The organism is Actinoplanes sp. NPDC051405 (genome assembly GCF_055586185.1).
Genome location: NZ_JBVJIR010000019.1, coordinates 203347 through 221653 on the forward strand (window position 1 = coordinate 203347; position 18307 = coordinate 221653).

An 18307-nucleotide genomic window follows, 5' to 3' on the forward strand; every position below is an offset into this window, starting at 1 on the left:
CGATTTAGTTGTGCACAACCTATGCGCGGGTGAGTGTCGTCTCAGTGGTCAGCCGGGTGAGCTTCTGCGGGTTGCGCACGTAGTAGAGCCCGGCGATGCGGGTGTCCTCGACCCGGATCGCCATGATCCCGTCGAGTTCGCCGTCGATGCGGATGATCAGCGCCGGGCTGCCGTTGACCACGGTCGGTTCGCAGGTGAGCAGGCCCTGGACCTTGCCGAGGCCACCGGTGGCGAAGCGGACGACCTTGCCGGCGCCGACGACCGGGTGCATGGCGGCCTGCTTGACTCCCCCGCCGTCGCTGACCAGCACGACGTCCGGGGCGAGGACGTCGAGCAGGCTCTGCAGGTCGCGGGTCTGCAGGGCGCGCTGGAACGCGGCGAGCGCCGCGCGGGTGCTGGCGGCGGAGACGGCCTGGCGGGGGCGGCGGGCGTCGACGTGGCGGCGGGCGCGGTGGGCGATCTGGCGTACGGCGGCGGGGCTCTTGCCGACCGCGGCGGCGATCTCGTCGTAGCTGACGTCGAAGGCCTCACGCAGGACGAACACGGCGCGTTCGGTCGGTGTGAGGGTTTCCAGGATGAGCATCAGGGCCATCGACACGCTCTCGGCGAGCTCGACGTCGTCGGCCACGTCCGGGGCGGTGAGCAGCGGTTCGGGCAGCCAGGGCCCGACGTAGGCCTCCTTGCGGCGTTTCAGGGTGCGCAGCCGGTTGAGGGCCTGGCGGGTGGTGATGCGGACCAGGTAGGCGCGCTGGTCGTGGACCTGGGTGAGGTCGACGTCGACCCAGCGCAGCCAGGTCTCCTGCAGCACGTCCTCGGCGTCGGCGGCCGAGCCGAGCATCTCGTAGGCGACGGTGAACAGCAGGTTGCGGTGGGCGACGAAGGTCTCGGTGGCGTGTTCGCTCATCGCTGCGCGAGCATCTCTGCGCGTTGGTTGTTCTTGGCCCACCAGGCGCGCGCACCCGGGTGGCGGGCCTCGTAGGTCAGCTGCCAGATGATGCTGCGGCAGACGAGTTCCTTGAGCTTGGCGCCGGGCCGGCCGCCGAGGTGGAACCGGGTGGCGGTGTCGCCGCGGCGGGAGAACTGGAAGATCCCGGCCCGCCGGCCGAGGCTGATGCACTGGCCGGCGAAGCCGACCTCGACGGGCGCGGGTTTCTCGCCGGCGATCCGGCTGAGCACGGTACGGGCGGCCTGCGGGCCCAGCTGCATGGCGGCCTGGCAGCTCATCCGGTACGGCAGGCCCGACGGTGCCGCGGAGTCCCCGGCGGCGACGATGCGGTCGTCGTCGACGCTGGTGAGGGTCTCGTCGGTGCGTAGCCGGCCGAGGGCGTCGGTGCTCAGGCCGCTGCGGGCGGCGAGGTCGGGCACGCCGAAACCGGTGGTCCAGATCGTGACCGTGCTGGGCAGTTCCCGGCCGTCGCGCAGGTGGACGGCGTCTCGGGTCACCGCCGTCACGGTCGCGCCGGGGCCGGCGAGCACGGTGACGCCCAGGGCGGTCAGGCGCCCGGTGACGGATCGGCGGCCTCGGGGATGCAGGTACGGGCCGAGCACGCCTCCGCAGACCAGGGTGACGGCGTGGCCGGTCTCGGCGAGTTCGGCGGCGGTCTCGATGCCGGTGGGCCCGGCGCCGACCACGGTGACCGGGGCGCTGCTGGGCGTGGCGTCGATGAGCGGCCGCAGCCGTTGCGCGTCCTCCAGGGCGGCGATGGGGTGGGCGTGCTCGGCTGCCCCGGGTACGCGCGGGTCGGCGCTGCCGCTGCCCACCGCGTAGACGAGGTAGTCGTAGCCGAGGGCGGCGCCGTCGGCCAGGGTGACGCGGCGCGCACCCGCGTCGAGGTGGGTCACGGTGTCGACCATGAGCCGGACACCGGGGGCGAGGATATCGCGGTAGGCGACGATGGCGTCGTGGGTGCCGCCGACGAGCTGGTGCAGGCGGATCCGTTCGACGAAGACCGGGCGCGGGTTGATGAGGGTCACGTGGACGTCGTCGCGCTGGGTGAGGCGGTTGGCCGCCATGACCCCGGCGTAGCCGCCGCCGATCACGAGGACTTCAGTGCTGCCGGTCATGCTGGTTCCTCCGGTTCTGGGCGTGTTCTGCCCTCAAGACACCGGCGGCGCGATCGTTGTGACAGAAGTCAGTCGGCCGGTGGCGGGTCCAGGTGCACGACCAGGGGCCGGTGGTCGGAGACGCCCACGGCGGGGGTGCGGACCTGCAGCACGGGGCCGAGCAGGCCGGCGCCGCGCGGGTCGGCCAGGATGTGGTCGAGCTGCGCGCGCGGGGCCGGGCTGGGGTAGGTGGCCTTGCGGGCCAGGGAGCGCCAGCCGGAGAACGCGCGTACCGGGCCGGAGGGCATGTTGAGGTCGCCGAGCAGGACCCGCGGTGCCGGCAGGCCGCGCAGGGCGCGGACGGCGGCGCGCAGCTGGCGCACGTTCCAGCCCGGGACGAACGACAGGTGGGTGTTGGCCACGGTCATCGGGCCGGTGGGGGCGTCGATGACGGCGGCGATGAGCACCCGCGGCTCGTCCTTGAGCATCATCAGGCCGCCGCCCGGGCCGGGGATCCACACCGGGGAGCGCACCGGGGCGGCGGGCAGCTGGGTGATCTGCCAGCGCAGCACGGGCCAGCGGCTGACCAGGGCGATGCCGTACAGGGGGTGGGCGTTGTCGTCGTCGGAGCGCCAGGGCTGCCACTTCTCCCCCGGGGTGCCCACGACGGCCGCGGCGAAGCGGTGCGCGGGTGCGCCCATGGCCTCGGCCGCGATGGCGGTCAGGTCGAGCAGGCCGCTGCGGGGCTGGGCGCGGTCGACCTCCTGCAGGCCCAGCACGTCGGCGTCCAGGTCGGCGACGGCGGCGGCGACCCGGTCGGCGTGTACGTTGCCGTCGGACAGGGACCTGCCGTGCAGCAGGTTGAAGGTGGCCAGGCGCACGGGGTAAGACCTTAGCCGGGATGAGGGGTGGGGGCTGTGTTCAAAGCGGTGTGCTGTGCCATGACGGTGTTCGTGATGCTGGGGTCGCTGGGGATCTGGCTGCGGCGCAGCCGTGGTCGCGGGTGATCTTTGCCGGAGAGGTGATCTTTGCCGGACAATGGGCGCCATGACCGACGACGATCTCATCACCCGGCTCGAGGAGCAGGAGCAGCGCCTGACGTTCGCCCGGTTCGACAACGCGGACGCGTGGCACCTGGGCAGCCTGCTGGTCGATCTGGCCACGACCCGGGAGCTGCCGGTGGCGGTGGACATCCGCCGGGGCACCCAGCAGCTGTTCCACGCGGCGCTGCCGGGCAGCACGGCCGACAACGACGTGTGGATCACCCGCAAGGTGCGCGTGGTCGAGCGTTTCGCCGCGTCGTCGTTCCTGGTCGGGCGGCGGCTGGCGGCCAAGGGCGACGCGCTGGACGCCAAGTACGGGGTGGACCCGGCCGACTACGCCGCGCACGGCGGGGCGTTCCCGGTGCGGGTGCCGGACGTGGGAGTGGTCGGCGTGGTGACGGTGTCCGGGCTGCCGCAGGCCGACGACCACGCCCTGGTGGTCGAGGCGATCGAGGCTCATCTGAGCGGGACGTGAAGGCGCCGGTTACGCTGCCCGCCATGTCGCTGAATCCTGTGCGTCACATCACGATCGACGCCCATGACCCGCACGCGCTGGCCCGGTTCTGGCTCGAGGTGACCGGTTACCTGCCGGACGAGGAGCCCGACGACGACGAGGTGCTGATCACCGCGCCGGTGCCGGACGCGCCCGGCCTGCTGTTCATCCGGGTGCCCGACGACAAGGCCGGCAAGAACCGGGTGCACCTGGACATCCAGCCGCCGGCCGGCACCCGCGACGAGACCGTGCAGCGGCTGCTGGCGGCGGGCGCGACCGTCTACGAGGACCACCGCACCCCCGACGGGATGGGCTGGGTCACCATGCGGGACCCGGAGGGCAACGAGTTCTGCGTCGAGCGCAGCGCCGCCGAGCGTGGCCTGACCACGTCGTGAACGCCCCGGAGCCGGTGGCGGGCCTGACGCTGCGGCCGTGGCACGACGACGACGCGGCCGCGTTGATCACCGCGGTGGGTGACCCGCTGCTGGAGCGCTGGACGAGGGTGCGGGCCGGTGACCCCGGCGAGGCGCGGCAGTGGCTGGAGATGCAGCACGCCGGCCGGCGTACCGGCAGCCGGTTCAGCTTCGCGGTGCTCGACGACGCCGGGAAGCTGGTCGGCAACGTGGCGCTGAAGCGGCCGGACCCGGCCGCCGACGACGCCGAGGTCGGCTACTGGACCGCCGCGTACGCCCGCGGCCGCGGGATCGCCCCGCGGGCGCTCGGGTCGCTGACCCGGTGGGCGTTCGCGACGTTCCCCGGCGTGCGGCGGCTGCGGCTGCTGCACCAGGTCGACAACACCGGCTCCTGCCGGGTCGCGGTGAAGAGCGGCTACGCGTACGAGCGCACTCTCCCGGCGTGCGACCCGTATCCGCTGGAGGGTCACCTGCACGTGGGCCACCGGCAACTCCAGGACCCGGAAATGGCACGCTGAGTGTCTGTCTGGTTACTCAGGAAAAACTACCGCCGGGTAGAGCTTGTGCCTGCCGGGACCGCCCGACATACGGTGGGCGTGGTGCTGCGCGACCCCGGCTGGCAACTCGAACGGCGGATTTCCCCCGGCGGTGTGCGGTGACGAGGTGCGGGTATCGCGAGACGGAGCCGATGCTGGTGGTCGCGTCACCGGCACCGGACCACCCCGCCGAAGGAGAGATGTGAGCAGAGTCGCCGTACTGCAAGGGCTGGGCACCGCGGTGCCCGGCCGCACGGTGTCCAACGCCGAACTGGCGCCGGCCCTCGGCGTCAGCGACGAGTGGATCCGCCGGCGCACCGGCATCGCCCAGCGCCGCGTCGTGGACCCCGGCACCACCACGGCTGACCTGGCCACCACCGCCGCCCGCAACGCGCTCAAGTCGGCCCAGACCGACGCCGTGGACGCCGTCGTGGTCGCCACCACGACCCCGGACCGGCTCAGCCCGGCCACCGCCCCCGAAGTCGCCTGGCGGGTCGGGGTCGCCCCGGCCGCCGCGTTCGACATCGCCGCGGTGTGCAGCGGCTTCGTCTACGGCCTGGCCACCTGCGCCGGGCTGATCGCGGCGGGCATCGCCGAGCGGGTCCTGCTCATCGGCGCGGAGACCAACTCCTACTTCCTGGAACACACCCCGGAGGCCCGCGGCCCGGCGATCCTGTTCGGCGACGGGGCCGGCGCGGTCGTGCTGCGCGCCGGTGAGACCGGCGAGCCCGGCGCGATCGGCCCGTTCGACCTGGGCAGCGACGGCGCCGCCGCCGACCTGATCCGCATCGAGAACGGCGGCTGCCGCCAGCGGGCCCGCACCGCGACCGAGCCCGGCGATGCGTACTGGGCGGTCTCCGGCCAGGAGGTCTACCGCCGCGCGGTCGAGCACATGACCGCCTCGGCGCTCAAGGTGCTGCGCGCCGCCGGGAACACCGTCGCCGACGTCGACCGCTTCGTCGCCCACCAGGCCAACCAGCGGATCCTGGACCGGGTCGCCGAGCAGATCGGCGTACCGGCCGACCGCTGCATCGGGAACGTGGCCAGCGTCGGCAACACCGGCGCGGCGTCCATCCCGCTCGCGCTGGGCGACGCCTGCCGCGACGAGGCCCTGCTGGCCGGGCACCGCCTGCTGGCCACCTCGTTCGGCGGCGGCCTCACCTGGGCCTCGGCGATGATGACCTGGCCCCAGGTGGATGTGATCGCCACCGAGCAGTGACGCGCTAGGTTGGCGCGATGCCCACTGACAAGATCGACGCCGCTGCCGCCGGGACGTTCACCCTGGCCGGGCACACCGTGCGCCGGCTGGGATTCGGGTCGATGCGCCTGACCGTCGACCCGGACCCGGGGCCGGCTGTGCGGGTGCTGCGGCACGCGGTGGACCTGGGCGTCAACCACATCGACACCGCCGCGTTCTACGTCTCCCCCGGCGGCACCCTGCAGGTCGGCGCCGGGGACAAGCGCTACGCCACCGAGCTGATCCGGGCGGCGCTGTGGCCGTACCCGGAGGATCTGCTCATCGCGACCAAGGTCGGCCCGGGCGAAGAAGGCTGGGCCCGCAGCGCGGCGCAGCTGCGCGCCCAGGTCGAGGAGAACCTGCGCCGGCTCGGCCGCGACCACCTCGACCTGGTCAACCTGCGGCTGCGCGGGCCCGGGCACGGCAGCTGCGCCGAGGAGTTCGCGGCCCTGGCCGCCCTGCGCGAGCAGGGCCTGATCCGCCACCTGGGGCTGTCGGCCGCGACTCTCGACCACCTGGACGAGGCGCAGGCGATCGCCCCGGTCGCGTGCGTGCAGAACAGCTACGGCCTGGACTACCGCCGCGGCCACGACGATCTCGTGCGGATCTGCGACGAACGCGGCATCGCCTTCGTGCCGTTCTTCAGCCTCGCCGGCGACGCCCGGGAGAAAGGCGCCGGCGAGGAGACCAACGAGGCGGTGCGGGCGGTCGCGGCCGCGCACGGGGCCACCACCGGACAGGTACGCCTCGCGTGGGCCCTGCACCAGGGCCCGCATGTGCTGGTGATCCCGGGCACGAGCAGCGTCACGCACCTGCACGAGAACGTCGCCGCCGGCGCGCTGCGCTTGACCGCTCAGCAGTTGGCGACGCTTTAGTTATTTACGGCCGGGCATTTGGCCCGCCCGTAGTTTGGTGACGGTCGATGCGGAGGAACTGGCGCGGCTTCGGGGTTTCCCGGAGATCAATCGGGCCGAGTTGATCCGTACTTCACGTTGACCGGTGCGGACGAGGCGTTCGTGCATCAGTTCCGTACGGGCCGCAACGTGCTGGGCGTGGCGGTCCAGCTGTGCACGCTGCCGTGGCTCGGGTTCGTGCCTGATGAGGTGGCGTTGGCACCGGACGCGGCGGTGGGCCGGTTGTCGCAGCGGCTCGGGATCGCGATGGGTGAACTGCGCGGGTACGGCGAGCGGGAGCAGACCCGCACGGATCATCTGCGCAAGGTGGTCGGCTAAGCCGGCTGGCGGTCGATGGACACCGCCGAGTGGAAGGACCTCGACGAGTTCCTGTTCGCCCGGGCGATGGATCCTGTTGCTGCGACGGGTGGCCGCGGCTCGGGCTCACGTGAGGACGGAGACGTGGGCGCGGGTACGGCACCTGTCTCCGACCGGCGGTGCGCCGAGCTGGATCTGCTGCTGGTCCCGGACGCCTATCTCGGCCGGACCCCGCTGGCCTGGCTGGGTGTGGGGCCGACGTCGTCGAGCCCGGCCGCGGTGAAGACGGAGTTGGAGCTGGCCTACCTGCGGCGCCTCGACGCGCACACCGTAGACCTGTCGATGCTGCCGGCGGAGCGGCGCCGGTTCCTGGCCGGGGTGGGTCGCCGGTTGACCGGGCAGGCGTTGCAGCGGCGCGAGCCGGAGCGCCGGTATCCGATCCTGCTTACGGTGCCGGCGCAGTCGGCCGTCGACGTGCTCGACGAGACGCTGTCGTTGTTCGACCAGGCGATCAGCGGACGGGAGGCGGCGGCGAAGCAGAAGGTCGGTGAGGCCCTCGCGGAGCGGGCCAAGGGCGGGGAGAACCGGCAGGCGCTGTTGGACGAGATCCTGACCAGTTCGCCGGCACCTCGCGCAGGGCCGCGGCGATCTCCTCAACGTCGGGCAGCGCGCCGAATGCCGTACCCAGCCACTTGTTGTATGGCGGGTACCGGCGGGCGAGCAACAGGCACAGCCGCATGACCTCGCGAGCTAGCCGCGCGGCGACCAGGCGGCTACCGAGATCGTCACCGGCTTCGGCGCTGCGGCCGACGAACGCCTCTTCCTGGGCTATGCGGGTCCACTGGGCGGCCAGGATGTGCCGCCATACCTCGTCGGGATACCACCGCAGCCTGCTGCGTAGCTGGGTCAGCTCGCCGGTGTCGTGGTGAAAGACAGCAGCCGGCGAGCCGCTCTCGCAGTAACCCCGGCACCGTCGTCACGTCCGCGTCCAAATCGCCTGCACGGCTTCAGCACACACCTCGTCGAACCACAGCAGGCTACCGCCCCGGACCGATCAGGTCCGGGGCGCTGCCCCCGGCTACGCCGGCATCAGTGCCCACTGCTGGTTGGGTCGCCGGTCGCAGTCGAAGATGGCGAGGGTGGTGCCACTGCTGCCGCCGGAAATTCCGAGACACCGTCCGGACGCCCGGTTCACTATCCCGAAAAATCGGCTGCCGCTACCGACGGGTCGGGTGCTCCAGTCCTGAGTGTGGCTGCCGGACCGAGCGACTAGGTCGACCCGGGTCCCGTGTGCCGTACCGTTGCCGACGGTGCCCACGTTCGGCCCGGTGGCGCTCTGGTAAGTCACGTAGCCGTTGTCCGGGACGGTAAGGAAGCGCGGATTACCTTCGAAGAGGGTAAGAATGAGAGACCCCGAGTCGGACGCCGCCAGGTGTAGGCCGTTGGCGTTGACGATGTAGTAGGGCCCGTCGGCGAGCATGGTGGATTCGAGTGGTGCTGCCTGCGCCTGGGCCGCGCCACCGGGAAGCAGGGCGGCGAACAGCGCGAGGACGGCCAGCAGGCCGAACGATCTCGCGACCCGGCGTTTGTTCTTGAACATGTGAGTCCCCTTCGTCTCTCCCGCACCCCTCTGTTCCGGGTGCTGGGCTCTTAGAGAACCCGGCTGCGATGTTGTTCAGTAGCCCCGTGGGCGAGTAAACAACCGCAGGTCACCGGGCTGGAAGGACGAAGGCGTCGCGTTCTTCGGTGGTGAGGGCCCGGGTGGCCAGGGCACCTGCCTTGGTGCGGATCTCGGTGATCGGCCCGCAGGCTTCGCATTGCCAGATTCGGACGGTGCTGTCGTCGTGCGCGGTGGCGAGTCGGCCGTCGGGGGTGAACCTGACCTGTTCGACCGAGGCGCCGTGGCCGCGCATGGTGACCAGTTCCCGGCCGGTCGTGGTTTGCCAGATCCGTACGCCGTCGTTGTCCTGGCCGCTGCTGGCAAGCAGGCGGCCGTCCGGGCTGAAGTCGACGCTCCAGACGACGTCTCGGTGACCGTGCAGGGAGAGTGGTGGTCCGTGGCCGTCGCTGGGCCAGATCCGTACGGCGCCGTCTTGGCCGCTGACTGCCAGGCGCCGGCCGTCGGGGCTGAACGTGACGGCCCAGAGTTGACGGCCGGGTGGCTGGTCCTGGATCACCGTCGGTGTGCCCGTACCGTCGGCGGACCAGATGCGGACCGTGCCGTCGGCGCCCGCGCTGGCTACGCGCTGCCCGTCCGGGCTGAACGCGATCGCGCTGGCACTGTTCTCGTGGCCACGCAGCACCATCGGTGAGCCGCCGACGAGCGACCAGATGCGCACGGTGCCGTCCTTGCTGGCGCTGGCCAGGCGCTGCCCGTCGGGGCTGAAGCTGACGTCGAATACGAGTTCCGTGTGGCCGCGCAGTACCGCCTTCACGGCGCCGGTCTGCGCGTTCCAGACGCGGACGGTCTGGTCCTGTCCGCCGCTTGCCACCCAGCGGCCGTCCGCGCTGACCGCGACCGCCAGGGTTTCGTCCTGGTTGCCGCGCAGTATCAACGGGTCGGCGTGCCACGGGTCTCGCCATACGCGCACCGTGCCGTCTCGTCCGCCGCTGGCCAGCAGCCGCCCGTCGGCGCTGCCGGCGATGGTCCACACCTCCCTGCGGTGGCCGCGCAGTACGAGCGGGCTCGCGGCGACGCCGGGATCCCAGAACCGGATCGTGCCGTCGGTGCTCGCGCTGGCCAGCCGCCGCCCGTCCGGGCTGAACGCGACACTCCACACCGCCCCGTCATGCCCGCGCAACACCACCGGGTCTCGCTCGCCGCTGGTGTTCCATACCCGGATGGTGTTGCTGCCACTGTGGCTGCTGGCCACCCGTCGTCCGTCCGGGCTGAACGCCACGGACTCGACGTAGGAGTCGTTGCCCCGCAGAATCACCGGCTCTCCGAGGCCGGCGGTCGGCCAGATGCGCACCGTGCCGTCGCTGCCGGCGCTGGCCAGCCGGCTTCCGTCCGGGCTGAACGCCACATCCTTGACGGTCCACTCATGGCCGGTGAGCACCCTCGGTTTGCCCCGGCCGGTCGCATTCCAGAGGTGGATCGTCTCGGTGCCGCTGCCGGCGACCTGCTTGCCGTCCGGGCTGAAAGCGACGCCGAGCGCGGGACTCCCGGCCGTCAGCACCACCGGACGTCGCCGGCCCGCGGCATCCCAGATCCGGACGGTACCGTCGCCGCCGCCGCCGGCGACCCGCCGGCCGTCCGGGCTGAACGCGACCGCGTGCACGACGCCGGCGTGTCCGCGCAGCACCACCGGGGCGCCACCGCCGGCCAGATCCCACACGGTGACCACGCCGTCGGAGCCGCCCACCGCGAGCGAACGTCCGTCCAGGCTGAACACCAGGTCGTTCATCGGCGAGTCGCCACGCCGTAGAACGCGTGGGGCAGCGTGTAGTCCCTCCGGGTCGGCGCGCTGCCACAGCCGGACTGTGCCGTCGTCGCCGGCGCTGGCGACCATGCGGCCGTCCGGGCTGTATGCCACCTCGAGCACCTGGCCTTGGTCGGCACGCACGGTAGCCCGCACCCGTGAATCGGCCACCGCCTGGCGCAGGACCGCGTGCGCCTCCTCGGTGGGCCGGGTGTCGAACGCCTCGACGGCGAGCAGCAGTGCGACCTCCTGGTCGACCTGCAACTGGGCCCGGGCGTGGGCCACCAACTGGCTGGAGCGGGCAACCTCACGCTGCTCGTTCGCCCGAGACGCCTGGACCGCGGCGATGGCGGCCAGCACGCTCATCACCACCACACCGACGGTCAGACTGGTCAACGCGAGCCGGACGCGGCGGCGCCGGGCGGTCATCTCGCGGGCCTGCCGTTCGCGGCTGGCGGTCAGGAACGCCCGTTCCAGGCCATTGAGACGCTGCATGCTGCGCCCGTCCCACGCCGCTAGCGGGGCGCCGCGGTAGAGCGCGCCGCTGTCGCGGTCATGAGATCGCCAGATCAGGCTCGCCTCAGTGAGCTGGCGGCGCAGCTTGAGCTCGTCCCGGTCGGCGTGCAGCCAGTCGTCCAGCCGGGGCCAGGCCCTGATCAGCGCCTCGTGCGCGATCTCGACGGTGTCATTGCCGAGCACCAGCAGCCGCGTCTCGGCCAGCTTGGCAAGCACCGCGTCCACCTCGGGCTGGTCCAGCTCGTCACGCCGGACTCGGCGTCGGGTGTCCGGCACACCCTCGCCGAGGGTGACCAGCCGGGCCAGCACCTGCTGGACCGTTTCCCGGTCGCGTTCGTCCAAGCCCTGGTACACCGACTCCGCGGTCTGGGCGATCGCACCGCTCATCCCGCCCGCGGCCTCATACCCGGCCACCGTCAGGACCTCTCCGCGGCGTTGCCGCCAGGTCTCCAGCAACGCGTGCGAGACCAGCGGCAAGGCCCCCGGCTGCCCCTCGGCATCCGCCACGATCTTGGTCACCAACGCCCGTTCGACACTCAACCCGGCCCGTCGGGCCGGCTCGGTGACCACTTCGCGCAGCTCATCCAGGGCCAGCGGGCCCACGGGCACGTTGGCCCCGGCGAGCAGCCGGGCCAACAGGGCAGACTCCGCACAGCGGGGGTAGAAATCGGCGCGGACCCCGATCACGACCCGCATCCGCGGCTCGGCGCCCTCCGCCGCGTCCGCGTCGACGGCCGAGGTCGCCAGCTCGGTGATGAAGGCATCTCGCTCGGCCGGGTCGCGGCACAGCGTGAACAGCTCTTCAAACTGATCCACCACCAGCAGCACCGCGGCGGTGGCCTGGGCCTGTTCCAGCGCCTCCCTCAACGCCTTGCGCGGTTCGGCACCCGGGGTGATCAACAAGACGTGGTCGCCACCGTCGCCGGCCGGGCGACCGCACTGCATCGCGGGGATCAGACCGGCCCGCAGCAGCGAGGACTTACCGCTACCAGAAGCGCCGAACACCGCCACGAACCGGTGCTCCTGCAGCATCTCCACCAGCTGCGCCAGGATCCGCCGCCGCCCGAAGAAGCGGTCCCCGTCCTCCACGCCGTAGCCGACCAGTCCGAGATAGGGCGGACGCTCGTCCGCTGCCGAGGACTGCCGCCGTGCGCCGTTACCCTGCGACGCCGCCCACTCGGCCGACGCCTGCCGCCACCGCCGTTCCCAAACAGCCAGATCACCACCACACGCCCGGACGAACGCCAACGTCACCGGCAGGCTCGGCAGGCTCCGGCCCCCGGCGGCATTGGCCAATGCCGCGACCGAGTAGCCAGCCTCGGAAGCAAGCTCCCTATATCCCGGGTTCCCGGCCCGCCGACGCAGGTCACGAAGCTCCGCGGCCAGCATCTGCACCGGGCCGGCAGCAGGATCCACCGAACGTTCTGGACGCGGCATCGCCCCTCACATCCACCTACATCAATTAGTCATGTCGGGACCAGCATCGCGTGAGAAGGGGTCGAGGGCATCGGTGAAGTCGGATTCGCGCCAGCGGAGCAGTGACGCGCCGGTAACTTCGCCCCTTGGGCCAGCTACCCAAGCGCGGGGCCGAGAACGACGAGCACCACCGCCGACACCGGCGCTGACATCCCGTCCCACGTACCGGGATCACGGAAATCGGCCGAAGCGGCTGCCCGGAAACCCTCAGCTTGAGGAAGCGACCCCAGGTGACGGCCTAGATCGAACGCTTACCGTTGTTTTGGTCTGGAAACTACGGGCGGTCCATTTGCCGTCGCCGATCATTGCCCCGGAAAGCCATACTTGCCGGCATGCAGCAGACGGTTCTGGTGGCATTGGTCACCGGTGTTCTCACCGCGACGGCCGCACTGACGGCGAGCTGGCTCACGAGCAGGGCAACGATCAGAGCCGCACAGGTGAACGTCACCTCGCATGCCGAGACCCAGCGCCGGGAACGGGCCCGGGATCTCCGCCGGGCCGCCTACGTCGACCTGCTCACGTACGTCGCGGAGACCCGCTGGCAGGTCAAAGACCTGATCGCGCGCGCCGCCGCCGGCGACGAGACAGCACTGATCGAATTCCGCAACGGCAGGAACATCGTCGGCGGCGAACTTGCTCGACGGCGGTACGTCGTCTACCTGGAGGGCCCGGAGTCGATCCGGGACGCCACCGATGGCCTGACGGGTGCTCTCGATCGTCTCGCCGAAGAACTCGACGCAGCGCTGCAGCTGACCGAAGCCGACAAAATCCACGGCGCCGTCCGGCAATCGAGGGAAGCCGTCAGCCGGGAAACCAAGAACTTCATCGTCCGGGCGCAGGCCGCGCTGACGGAGACAGCGACGCTCTAGTCGCCGCGGGCGGCGAGTTTGCGGCCGCGCTTGCCCAGCGGGATCTGCGACATGTCCACGGCCTGGGAGCTGAGGTCCTTGAAACCGTAGCCACGCCCGGTCAGGTACGCCGCGGCGGCGGTCTCGGCGCGGGTCACCGCGGCCGGGATGTCCTGCTCCTGCTCGACGGTGTCGGCGAAGCGGAAGGTGAAGAACGGCCGCGCCGCGATGTCGTAGGTCAGCGACCCCTCGGGCGTGTACGCGGCGAACGCCACGTCGTGCTCGCCGGCGTGGGCCAGCAGTTCGGCGCGCTGGGCGTCGGTGAGACCGGCGAAGGCGCCGCGGACGGTGACCCGGATGGTGCGTGTGCTCATGCGCCGACCGTAGAGGGCACCCGGTCCGCGCTCCACCGGATTACCGCTTGGGCGGTGCCAGTGGCCGCGGCGGATCGTTGGACGGGCCGAACGCGGTCAGGAACTTGTCGCGGAAGGCGTCCATCGGCCACACCGGTGCCTGCGGGGCCGGCTCGAGCCCGTCGGTCCAGCCCCAGTCCGCGATGCGGTTCAGCACGGCCGGGTCCCGGGCGACGATGGTGATCGGCACGTCGTGGCTGGCGGTGGCGCCGACGACGATCGGGGCCGGCTGGTGGTCGCCGAGCAGCACCAGGACCAGGTTCTCGTCGCCGTACTCGCGGACCCAGGACACGACGCTGTCGATCGAGTACTTGATCGATTTCGCGTACGCCTCGCGGACCCGGGCCGCGTCCTTCCACACCTCGCCGGCCGACGGGGCGCCGCGCTGCTGGGCGGCGTAGACCGAGCCGTCGCCGATGTCGGCCCAGTCCAGCAGGGCCGGCAGCGGCGCCCACGGGGTGTGGCTGGACACGAAGGTGATCTCGGCCATCAGCGGGTCGCGGCCCGGCCGGGTGTACTCGCGGTCGGTGAACGACTTGAGGGTGAACTGGTCGGGCATCGTGGCCCAGCTGAACGGCGGGCCGCGGTAGCCCAGGGTGTGCGAGTCGTAGACGCGGTCGAAGCCGTAGAACCGCCCCTCGGGCCACGCGTAGGTGACGCCCGGCTCGACGCCGACGGTCTGCCAGGCCGTGGTCTTGCGGAAGGCGCTGGTCAGCGTCAGCCGGTCGCCGGAGACCAGGCTGCGGTAGCGCTGCTCGTTGTTGATCCACACCCCGGACTGGAACGTCGAGTGGGCCAGCCAGCTGCCGCCGCCGGTGGTCGGCGAGGTCAGAAAGCCGCTGCGGGCGGCGAACCCGTCCGCGGTCAGCTGTCGGCCGCCCTCGGCCAGGGTGGCGTCGACGCGCTGGTTGAGCTTGGGGTCCTCGATCGCGGACCGCCCGTAGCTCTCGATGAAGGTGAACACCACGTCCTTACCGCGCAGCCCGGTCAGCAGCTGCTCGGCGGGCACGTCGCGGAACGCGTCGTCGCGGGCCTCCGCGGCGAACGCGCGCCGGTCCTGCACGGCGGCCGGGACCTTGAGGACGTTGTCGTGGGCCAGCACGAAGGCGCTGTCGGAGGCGACGTACACCCCCGGGACGAACGAGGTGCCGAGCAGGGCGCAGGCCAGCCAGGCGAGGCAGGCCGCGGCGATGCCGCGGGTGCTGGCGGTACGGTGCGCAGCCGCGACCGCGGCCAGCCGGCGCACGGCCAGAGTCATCAGGACCAGCACCGCCACCGCGAGCAGGATCGCCCCGGCGACCGCGGCGATGGCCCCGGGCCGGCCGACCGAGCCTTTGACGAAGCGGTAGCCGTCGGCCAGCAGCGGCCAGTCCAGCACCGGGTCGAACTGGCGGGCCAGCACCGTGAAGAAGCCCATGTCGATGACCTTGATGACGGTCAGCAGCCCCAGCGCGGCGCCGAGCACCGCGGCGACGACCCGGCGGGCGCGGCCCGGCAGGGCCAGCAGCAGGGCCAACGCGGCCAGGGCCTCGATCGGGATGCGCACGAACGCCGCCGGGACCGACGCGCCGGGCGGCAGCCGGGTGATCTGGTCCGGCACGACCAGCGCGAGGAAGACCAGGACCGCGGCCAGGACGGTGAGCACGGCCGCGGTGACGCGGCGCCGGCGCGAGCGCGTGAAGAACGACAACCTGACGATCCTAACCAGCTGCGGTGGAGCCCCCTGACGACTGCGAACTGTACCCACCGACCCTGACACCGCCCGGCGTGCGTTGTGCCAGGCGGTGTCGGTTTGCGGTCAGAGCTGTCCTCGTCAGATCAGGGCGGGCACCCCGGTGAGCCGGTCCAGCGTGCCGGTCACGTCCAGCACGCGCCGGACGATGCCGCGCGGGTTGATCACTGTCAGGTGCACCGCCTGGGCGTTCGCGGCGGCCCGGGTCCGCAGCAGCGCGTCGACGCCGACCGAGTCGCACAAGGTGAGCCCGGCCAGGTCGAGGATCACTTCGGCGGGGCGGGCCGAGGCGAGCACCCCGTCGACGGCGTCGGTCAGCAGGTCGGCGGTGCCCAGGTCGAGCTCGCCGGACACGGCCAGCCGGATCACCCCGTCGTTGACCAGGTGGGTGGTGATGCGCATGGTGCTCAGCCCTTGATCTGCCGCGGGGTCCCCGAGCCGGCGGCGACGCTGATCCGGCGTGGCTTGGCGCTGTCGGAGACGGGGATGCGCAGGTGCAGCACCCCGGTGTCGTACTCGGCCTCGAGCTTGTCGGTGTCCAGCGTGTCGCCCAGGAACAACTGGCGGGTGAAAACCCCCATCGGGCGTTCGGCGATGACGCTCTCCACGCCGTCACGGCGGGCACGCTGGCGCTGCGCGCGGACGGAGAGAACGTTGCGCTCGACGGTCAGGTCGATGGACTCGGGGTCGACGCCCGGAAGATCGAAGTAGACGTGGAACCAGTCGCCGTCGCGTTCGGCGTCGACGTGCATCACCGCCGGGCGCGCCGCGGTGCCGGCGAGCTGCTCGAACATGCGGTCGATGTCGCGGAACGGATCCGTACGCATGAGCATGGTCATCTCCTCCTTGGTGCTCCCTCACCAGGCTTCTTGAGTCCCGTGGACTCAACTTCTTCTGAGATACAACGACCCTGGGTGTGCTGTCAAGCACCCAGCGCGAGCCTGTTCAGTAGCGGAACGTTCCCACCAGAGCCGTGAGGTCGGTCGACATCCGGGCCAGCTCGTCGGTGGCCTGCCGGGCCTGCGTGACGCCCTGACTGGTGAGCCGGGCGGCTTCGGCGACGCCGGTGATGTTCTGGGCGATCTCGCCACTGCCGGTGGCGGCCTCGGCCACGCTGCGGTTCATCTCCGCGGTCGTGGCGGTCTGTTCCTCCACGGCCGAGGCGATGGTCGTCTGGAACTCACTGATCCGCGAGATCACCGCACTGATCTCCTCGATCGCCAGCACCGCACCGCTGGTGTCGGCCTGGATCGCCTGCACCCGCCGGGAGATGTCCTCGGTCGCCCGGGCCGTCTCCTGAGCCAGATCCTTGACCTCCGAGGCCACCACCGCGAAACCCTTACCCATCTCACCCGCCCGGGCCGCTTCGATGGTGGCGTTCAGCGCCAGCAGGTTCGTCTGCTCGGCGATGGCCGTGATCACCTTGACCACGTTGCCGATCTCCGCCGACGACTCCCCGAGCTTGTTCATCGTCGCCGAGGTCGCCGCGGTCACCGAGACGGCCTCCTCGGCGACCCGGGCAGCCTCGGTGGCGTTCTGGGAGATCTCCCGGATCGACGCACCCATCTCCTCGCTGCCGGCCGACACCGTGTCGACACTGCGCGAGATCTCCTCGGCGGCCGACGACACCGTCTGCGCCTGCACGGACGTCTCCTCCGCCGACGCGGCGATCTGCGTCGACACGCTGGACAGTTCCTCCGACGCGGCGGCCAGCGACGAGGCCGAACCGTCGATGGTGGTGACGGTCCGGCGCAGCTGCGCCATCGCGGTGTCGAGCGCCCGGGCCATCCGCCCCGGCTCGTCGGCGGTGCTCAACCCGCTGGTACGGGTGAGGTCCCCAGCGGCGAGGGCGTCACAGACGGCCTGGACCCGGCCCAGCGACCGGACGATGCCCCGCGCCACGACGAACCCCGTGGCCAGCGCCAACAGCGCGCCCAACACCAGCACCAGGACAGACTCGGTACGGCTGGTCTCGTACTGCGCCTTCGCGGCGTCCGCGGACCGGGCCGCGTCGGCGTCCTCGGTCTCCTTCAGCGTGTCGACGGTGTCGCTGAGCTCGGTCAGCACGGGCCGGGCCTCGGTGTCACGGGCCCGTTCCCACGCCACGAAGTTCTTGTCCCGCCCGGCGACGAGCAGCTTGTCGTGCACGATCGCCACGTAGGCCTGCCACCGCGACTCCATGGTCTCGATGTGGGTGGGATGCCCGGCCGGACCACTGGCCCGGTACCGCGCCAGCCCCGCCTGCACCTCTTCCAGGCCGGCATGGACGGCGTCGGTGTAGCGGGCGGTGTCCTCCCGGTCCGCCGAGACGGCCTGGTTGGCCACGTCCAGGCGGACCTGCGTCATCGCGGCGTCGACCGCACCCACGGCCTCGATGCTGGTGACATTGCCGTGGTAGATGTGCTGCGCCGTGGCACTGACCGAGCTCAGCGCCCGCAACCCGATGAGACCGATCGCCACCGCGACCAGCACCCCGATCGCGACCGCGCCCAGAATCTTGAGATTGACGCTCAGATCGGCGAACGACCGCCGCCGCGCCGGACCGTCGACTGCCGCAATCGTGCTCAAGGCCGCATCCCCTCGCCGCGCCCCGGGTAGGACACGGTCGTCACCGGCCGTCCCACCCCACGACCGGCCCCCGCCGCCCGTACCAGTCCTATTGGCAGCTGCACCCGCGATGTGAGCGGCACGCAACCGGGACGAAAACGCTTTGCCGGCCGCGCTGCTGCGCCCGTACCGTCATCGCATGAACCTCAGGTCCGCCACGACGACGCCGGGATGTCCCGGCGGAGCACCGCGCTGATCTGATCTGCGACGACGTGGGGCCAGGGGAGGCCCCCCGTGCCACCCCCCTCCTCCCCTGGTCCGTCGCCGGGACCGAGACACAGGAAAAGACAAAGCCCGCGGAACACCACCAAACCAGC

The 18307-nt window shown here is 71.6% G+C and carries 17 protein-coding genes and 1 pseudogene; 7 read left to right on the forward strand and 11 right to left on the reverse strand.

The features are described from left to right. Positions 1-19: 19 nt before the first annotated feature. From ACZ6S4_RS34980 to ACZ6S4_RS34990, 3 genes are all read right to left on the reverse strand, one after another. On the reverse strand, positions 20-904 hold the full coding sequence (locus tag ACZ6S4_RS34980) for an RNA polymerase sigma-70 factor (RefSeq protein WP_465479007.1): 885 nt from the start codon (positions 902-904) through the stop codon (positions 20-22). After that, positions 901-2064 (reverse strand): NAD(P)/FAD-dependent oxidoreductase, encoded by a 1164-nt coding sequence (locus tag ACZ6S4_RS34985; protein ID WP_465479008.1) that lies wholly within the window; start codon positions 2062-2064, stop codon positions 901-903. The genes ACZ6S4_RS34980 and ACZ6S4_RS34985 overlap by 4 nt, the downstream gene beginning before the upstream one ends. A 68-nt stretch (positions 2065-2132) precedes the next feature. Continuing rightward, on the reverse strand, positions 2133-2924 hold the full coding sequence (locus ACZ6S4_RS34990; RefSeq protein ID WP_465479009.1) for an endonuclease/exonuclease/phosphatase family protein: 792 nt from the start codon (positions 2922-2924) through the stop codon (positions 2133-2135). A 166-nt stretch (positions 2925-3090) separates the two neighbouring features. On the opposite strand from ACZ6S4_RS34990, the gene ACZ6S4_RS34995 reads away from it, so the two are divergent. From ACZ6S4_RS34995 to ACZ6S4_RS35020, 6 genes and pseudogenes are all read left to right on the forward strand, one after another. Beyond that, positions 3091-3561: a heme-degrading domain-containing protein gene (locus ACZ6S4_RS34995; protein WP_465479010.1), complete on the forward strand. Its 471-nt coding sequence runs from the start codon at positions 3091-3093 to the stop codon at positions 3559-3561. A gap of 23 nt (positions 3562-3584) precedes the next feature. Beyond that, entirely contained in the window at positions 3585-3974 is a 390-nt protein-coding gene (locus tag ACZ6S4_RS35000) for a VOC family protein (protein WP_465479011.1), read from the forward strand. Continuing rightward, on the forward strand, positions 3971-4510 hold the full coding sequence (locus ACZ6S4_RS35005; RefSeq protein ID WP_465479012.1) for a GNAT family N-acetyltransferase: 540 nt from the start codon (positions 3971-3973) through the stop codon (positions 4508-4510). The genes ACZ6S4_RS35000 and ACZ6S4_RS35005 overlap by 4 nt, the downstream gene beginning before the upstream one ends. A gap of 220 nt (positions 4511-4730) precedes the next feature. Next, on the forward strand, positions 4731-5747 hold the full coding sequence (locus ACZ6S4_RS35010) for a beta-ketoacyl-ACP synthase 3 (RefSeq protein ID WP_465479013.1): 1017 nt from the start codon (positions 4731-4733) through the stop codon (positions 5745-5747). A gap of 17 nt (positions 5748-5764) precedes the next feature. Continuing rightward, a complete protein-coding gene (locus ACZ6S4_RS35015) occupies positions 5765-6640 on the forward strand; it encodes an aldo/keto reductase (protein ID WP_465479014.1) in 876 nt (291 codons plus the stop codon). A 34-nt stretch (positions 6641-6674) separates the two neighbouring features. Beyond that, positions 6675-7591 (forward strand): annotated as a pseudogene (locus tag ACZ6S4_RS35020) (DUF4158 domain-containing protein); the annotation flags it as partial. Here ACZ6S4_RS35020 and ACZ6S4_RS35025 read toward each other — a convergent pair. From ACZ6S4_RS35025 to ACZ6S4_RS35035, 3 genes are all read right to left on the reverse strand, one after another. After that, positions 7488-7886: a DUF4037 domain-containing protein gene (locus tag ACZ6S4_RS35025; RefSeq protein WP_465479030.1), complete on the reverse strand. Its 399-nt coding sequence runs from the start codon at positions 7884-7886 to the stop codon at positions 7488-7490. The pseudogene ACZ6S4_RS35020 and the gene ACZ6S4_RS35025 sit on opposite strands and share 104 nt — an antisense overlap. Positions 7887-8054: 168 nt before the next feature. Further along, a complete protein-coding gene (locus ACZ6S4_RS35030) occupies positions 8055-8576 on the reverse strand; it encodes an RICIN domain-containing protein (protein WP_465479015.1) in 522 nt (173 codons plus the stop codon). A 109-nt stretch (positions 8577-8685) separates the two neighbouring features. Then, the gene (locus tag ACZ6S4_RS35035; RefSeq protein ID WP_465479016.1) at positions 8686-12330 is read right to left on the reverse strand and encodes an nSTAND1 domain-containing NTPase; all 3645 of its coding nucleotides are present in this window, start codon (positions 12328-12330) and stop codon (positions 8686-8688) included. Positions 12331-12722: 392 nt separating this feature from the next. Between ACZ6S4_RS35035 and ACZ6S4_RS35040 the strand changes: the two genes are divergently transcribed. Next, entirely contained in the window at positions 12723-13259 is a 537-nt protein-coding gene (locus tag ACZ6S4_RS35040) for a hypothetical protein (protein WP_465479017.1), read from the forward strand. On the opposite strand, the gene ACZ6S4_RS35045 is transcribed toward ACZ6S4_RS35040, so the two are convergent. From ACZ6S4_RS35045 to ACZ6S4_RS35065, 5 genes are all read right to left on the reverse strand, one after another. Further along, positions 13256-13612 carry a DUF6204 family protein gene (locus tag ACZ6S4_RS35045; protein ID WP_433717147.1) on the reverse strand — a complete coding sequence of 119 codons (357 nt, stop codon included), beginning with the start codon at positions 13610-13612 and terminating at the stop codon, positions 13256-13258. The genes ACZ6S4_RS35040 and ACZ6S4_RS35045 overlap by 4 nt on opposite strands. A gap of 40 nt (positions 13613-13652) precedes the next feature. Further along, entirely contained in the window at positions 13653-15341 is a 1689-nt protein-coding gene (locus ACZ6S4_RS35050) for an alkaline phosphatase family protein (protein WP_465479018.1), read from the reverse strand. 123 nt (positions 15342-15464) lie between these two features. After that, the gene (locus ACZ6S4_RS35055; RefSeq protein ID WP_465479019.1) at positions 15465-15785 is read right to left on the reverse strand and encodes an STAS domain-containing protein; all 321 of its coding nucleotides are present in this window, start codon (positions 15783-15785) and stop codon (positions 15465-15467) included. Between the two features lie 5 nt (positions 15786-15790). Further along, positions 15791-16216 carry an Hsp20/alpha crystallin family protein gene (locus ACZ6S4_RS35060; RefSeq protein WP_465479031.1) on the reverse strand — a complete coding sequence of 142 codons (426 nt, stop codon included), beginning with the start codon at positions 16214-16216 and terminating at the stop codon, positions 15791-15793. A 112-nt stretch (positions 16217-16328) separates the two neighbouring features. Further along, the gene (locus tag ACZ6S4_RS35065; protein ID WP_465479020.1) at positions 16329-17951 is read right to left on the reverse strand and encodes a methyl-accepting chemotaxis protein; all 1623 of its coding nucleotides are present in this window, start codon (positions 17949-17951) and stop codon (positions 16329-16331) included. Positions 17952-18307 lie beyond the last annotated feature (356 nt).

What these genes read in the sequence shown, in the direction of transcription:
- ACZ6S4_RS34980 (WP_465479007.1), bottom strand. Translation starts at nt 904, where the DNA reads ATGAGCGAACACGCCACCGAGACCTTCGTCGCCCACCGCAACCTGCTG.
- ACZ6S4_RS34985 (WP_465479008.1), bottom strand. Translation starts at nt 2,064, where the DNA reads ATGACCGGCAGCACTGAAGTCCTCGTGATCGGCGGCGGCTACGCCGGG.
- ACZ6S4_RS34995 (WP_465479010.1), top strand. Translation starts at nt 3,091, where the DNA reads ATGACCGACGACGATCTCATCACCCGGCTCGAGGAGCAGGAGCAGCGC.
- ACZ6S4_RS35000 (WP_465479011.1), top strand. Translation starts at nt 3,585, where the DNA reads ATGTCGCTGAATCCTGTGCGTCACATCACGATCGACGCCCATGACCCG.
- ACZ6S4_RS35015 (WP_465479014.1), top strand. Translation starts at nt 5,765, where the DNA reads ATGCCCACTGACAAGATCGACGCCGCTGCCGCCGGGACGTTCACCCTG.
- ACZ6S4_RS35030 (WP_465479015.1), bottom strand. Translation starts at nt 8,576, where the DNA reads ATGTTCAAGAACAAACGCCGGGTCGCGAGATCGTTCGGCCTGCTGGCC.
- ACZ6S4_RS35040 (WP_465479017.1), top strand. Translation starts at nt 12,723, where the DNA reads ATGCAGCAGACGGTTCTGGTGGCATTGGTCACCGGTGTTCTCACCGCG.
- ACZ6S4_RS35045 (WP_433717147.1), bottom strand. Translation starts at nt 13,612, where the DNA reads ATGAGCACACGCACCATCCGGGTCACCGTCCGCGGCGCCTTCGCCGGT.
- ACZ6S4_RS35055 (WP_465479019.1), bottom strand. Translation starts at nt 15,785, where the DNA reads ATGCGCATCACCACCCACCTGGTCAACGACGGGGTGATCCGGCTGGCC.
- ACZ6S4_RS35060 (WP_465479031.1), bottom strand. Translation starts at nt 16,216, where the DNA reads ATGCTCATGCGTACGGATCCGTTCCGCGACATCGACCGCATGTTCGAG.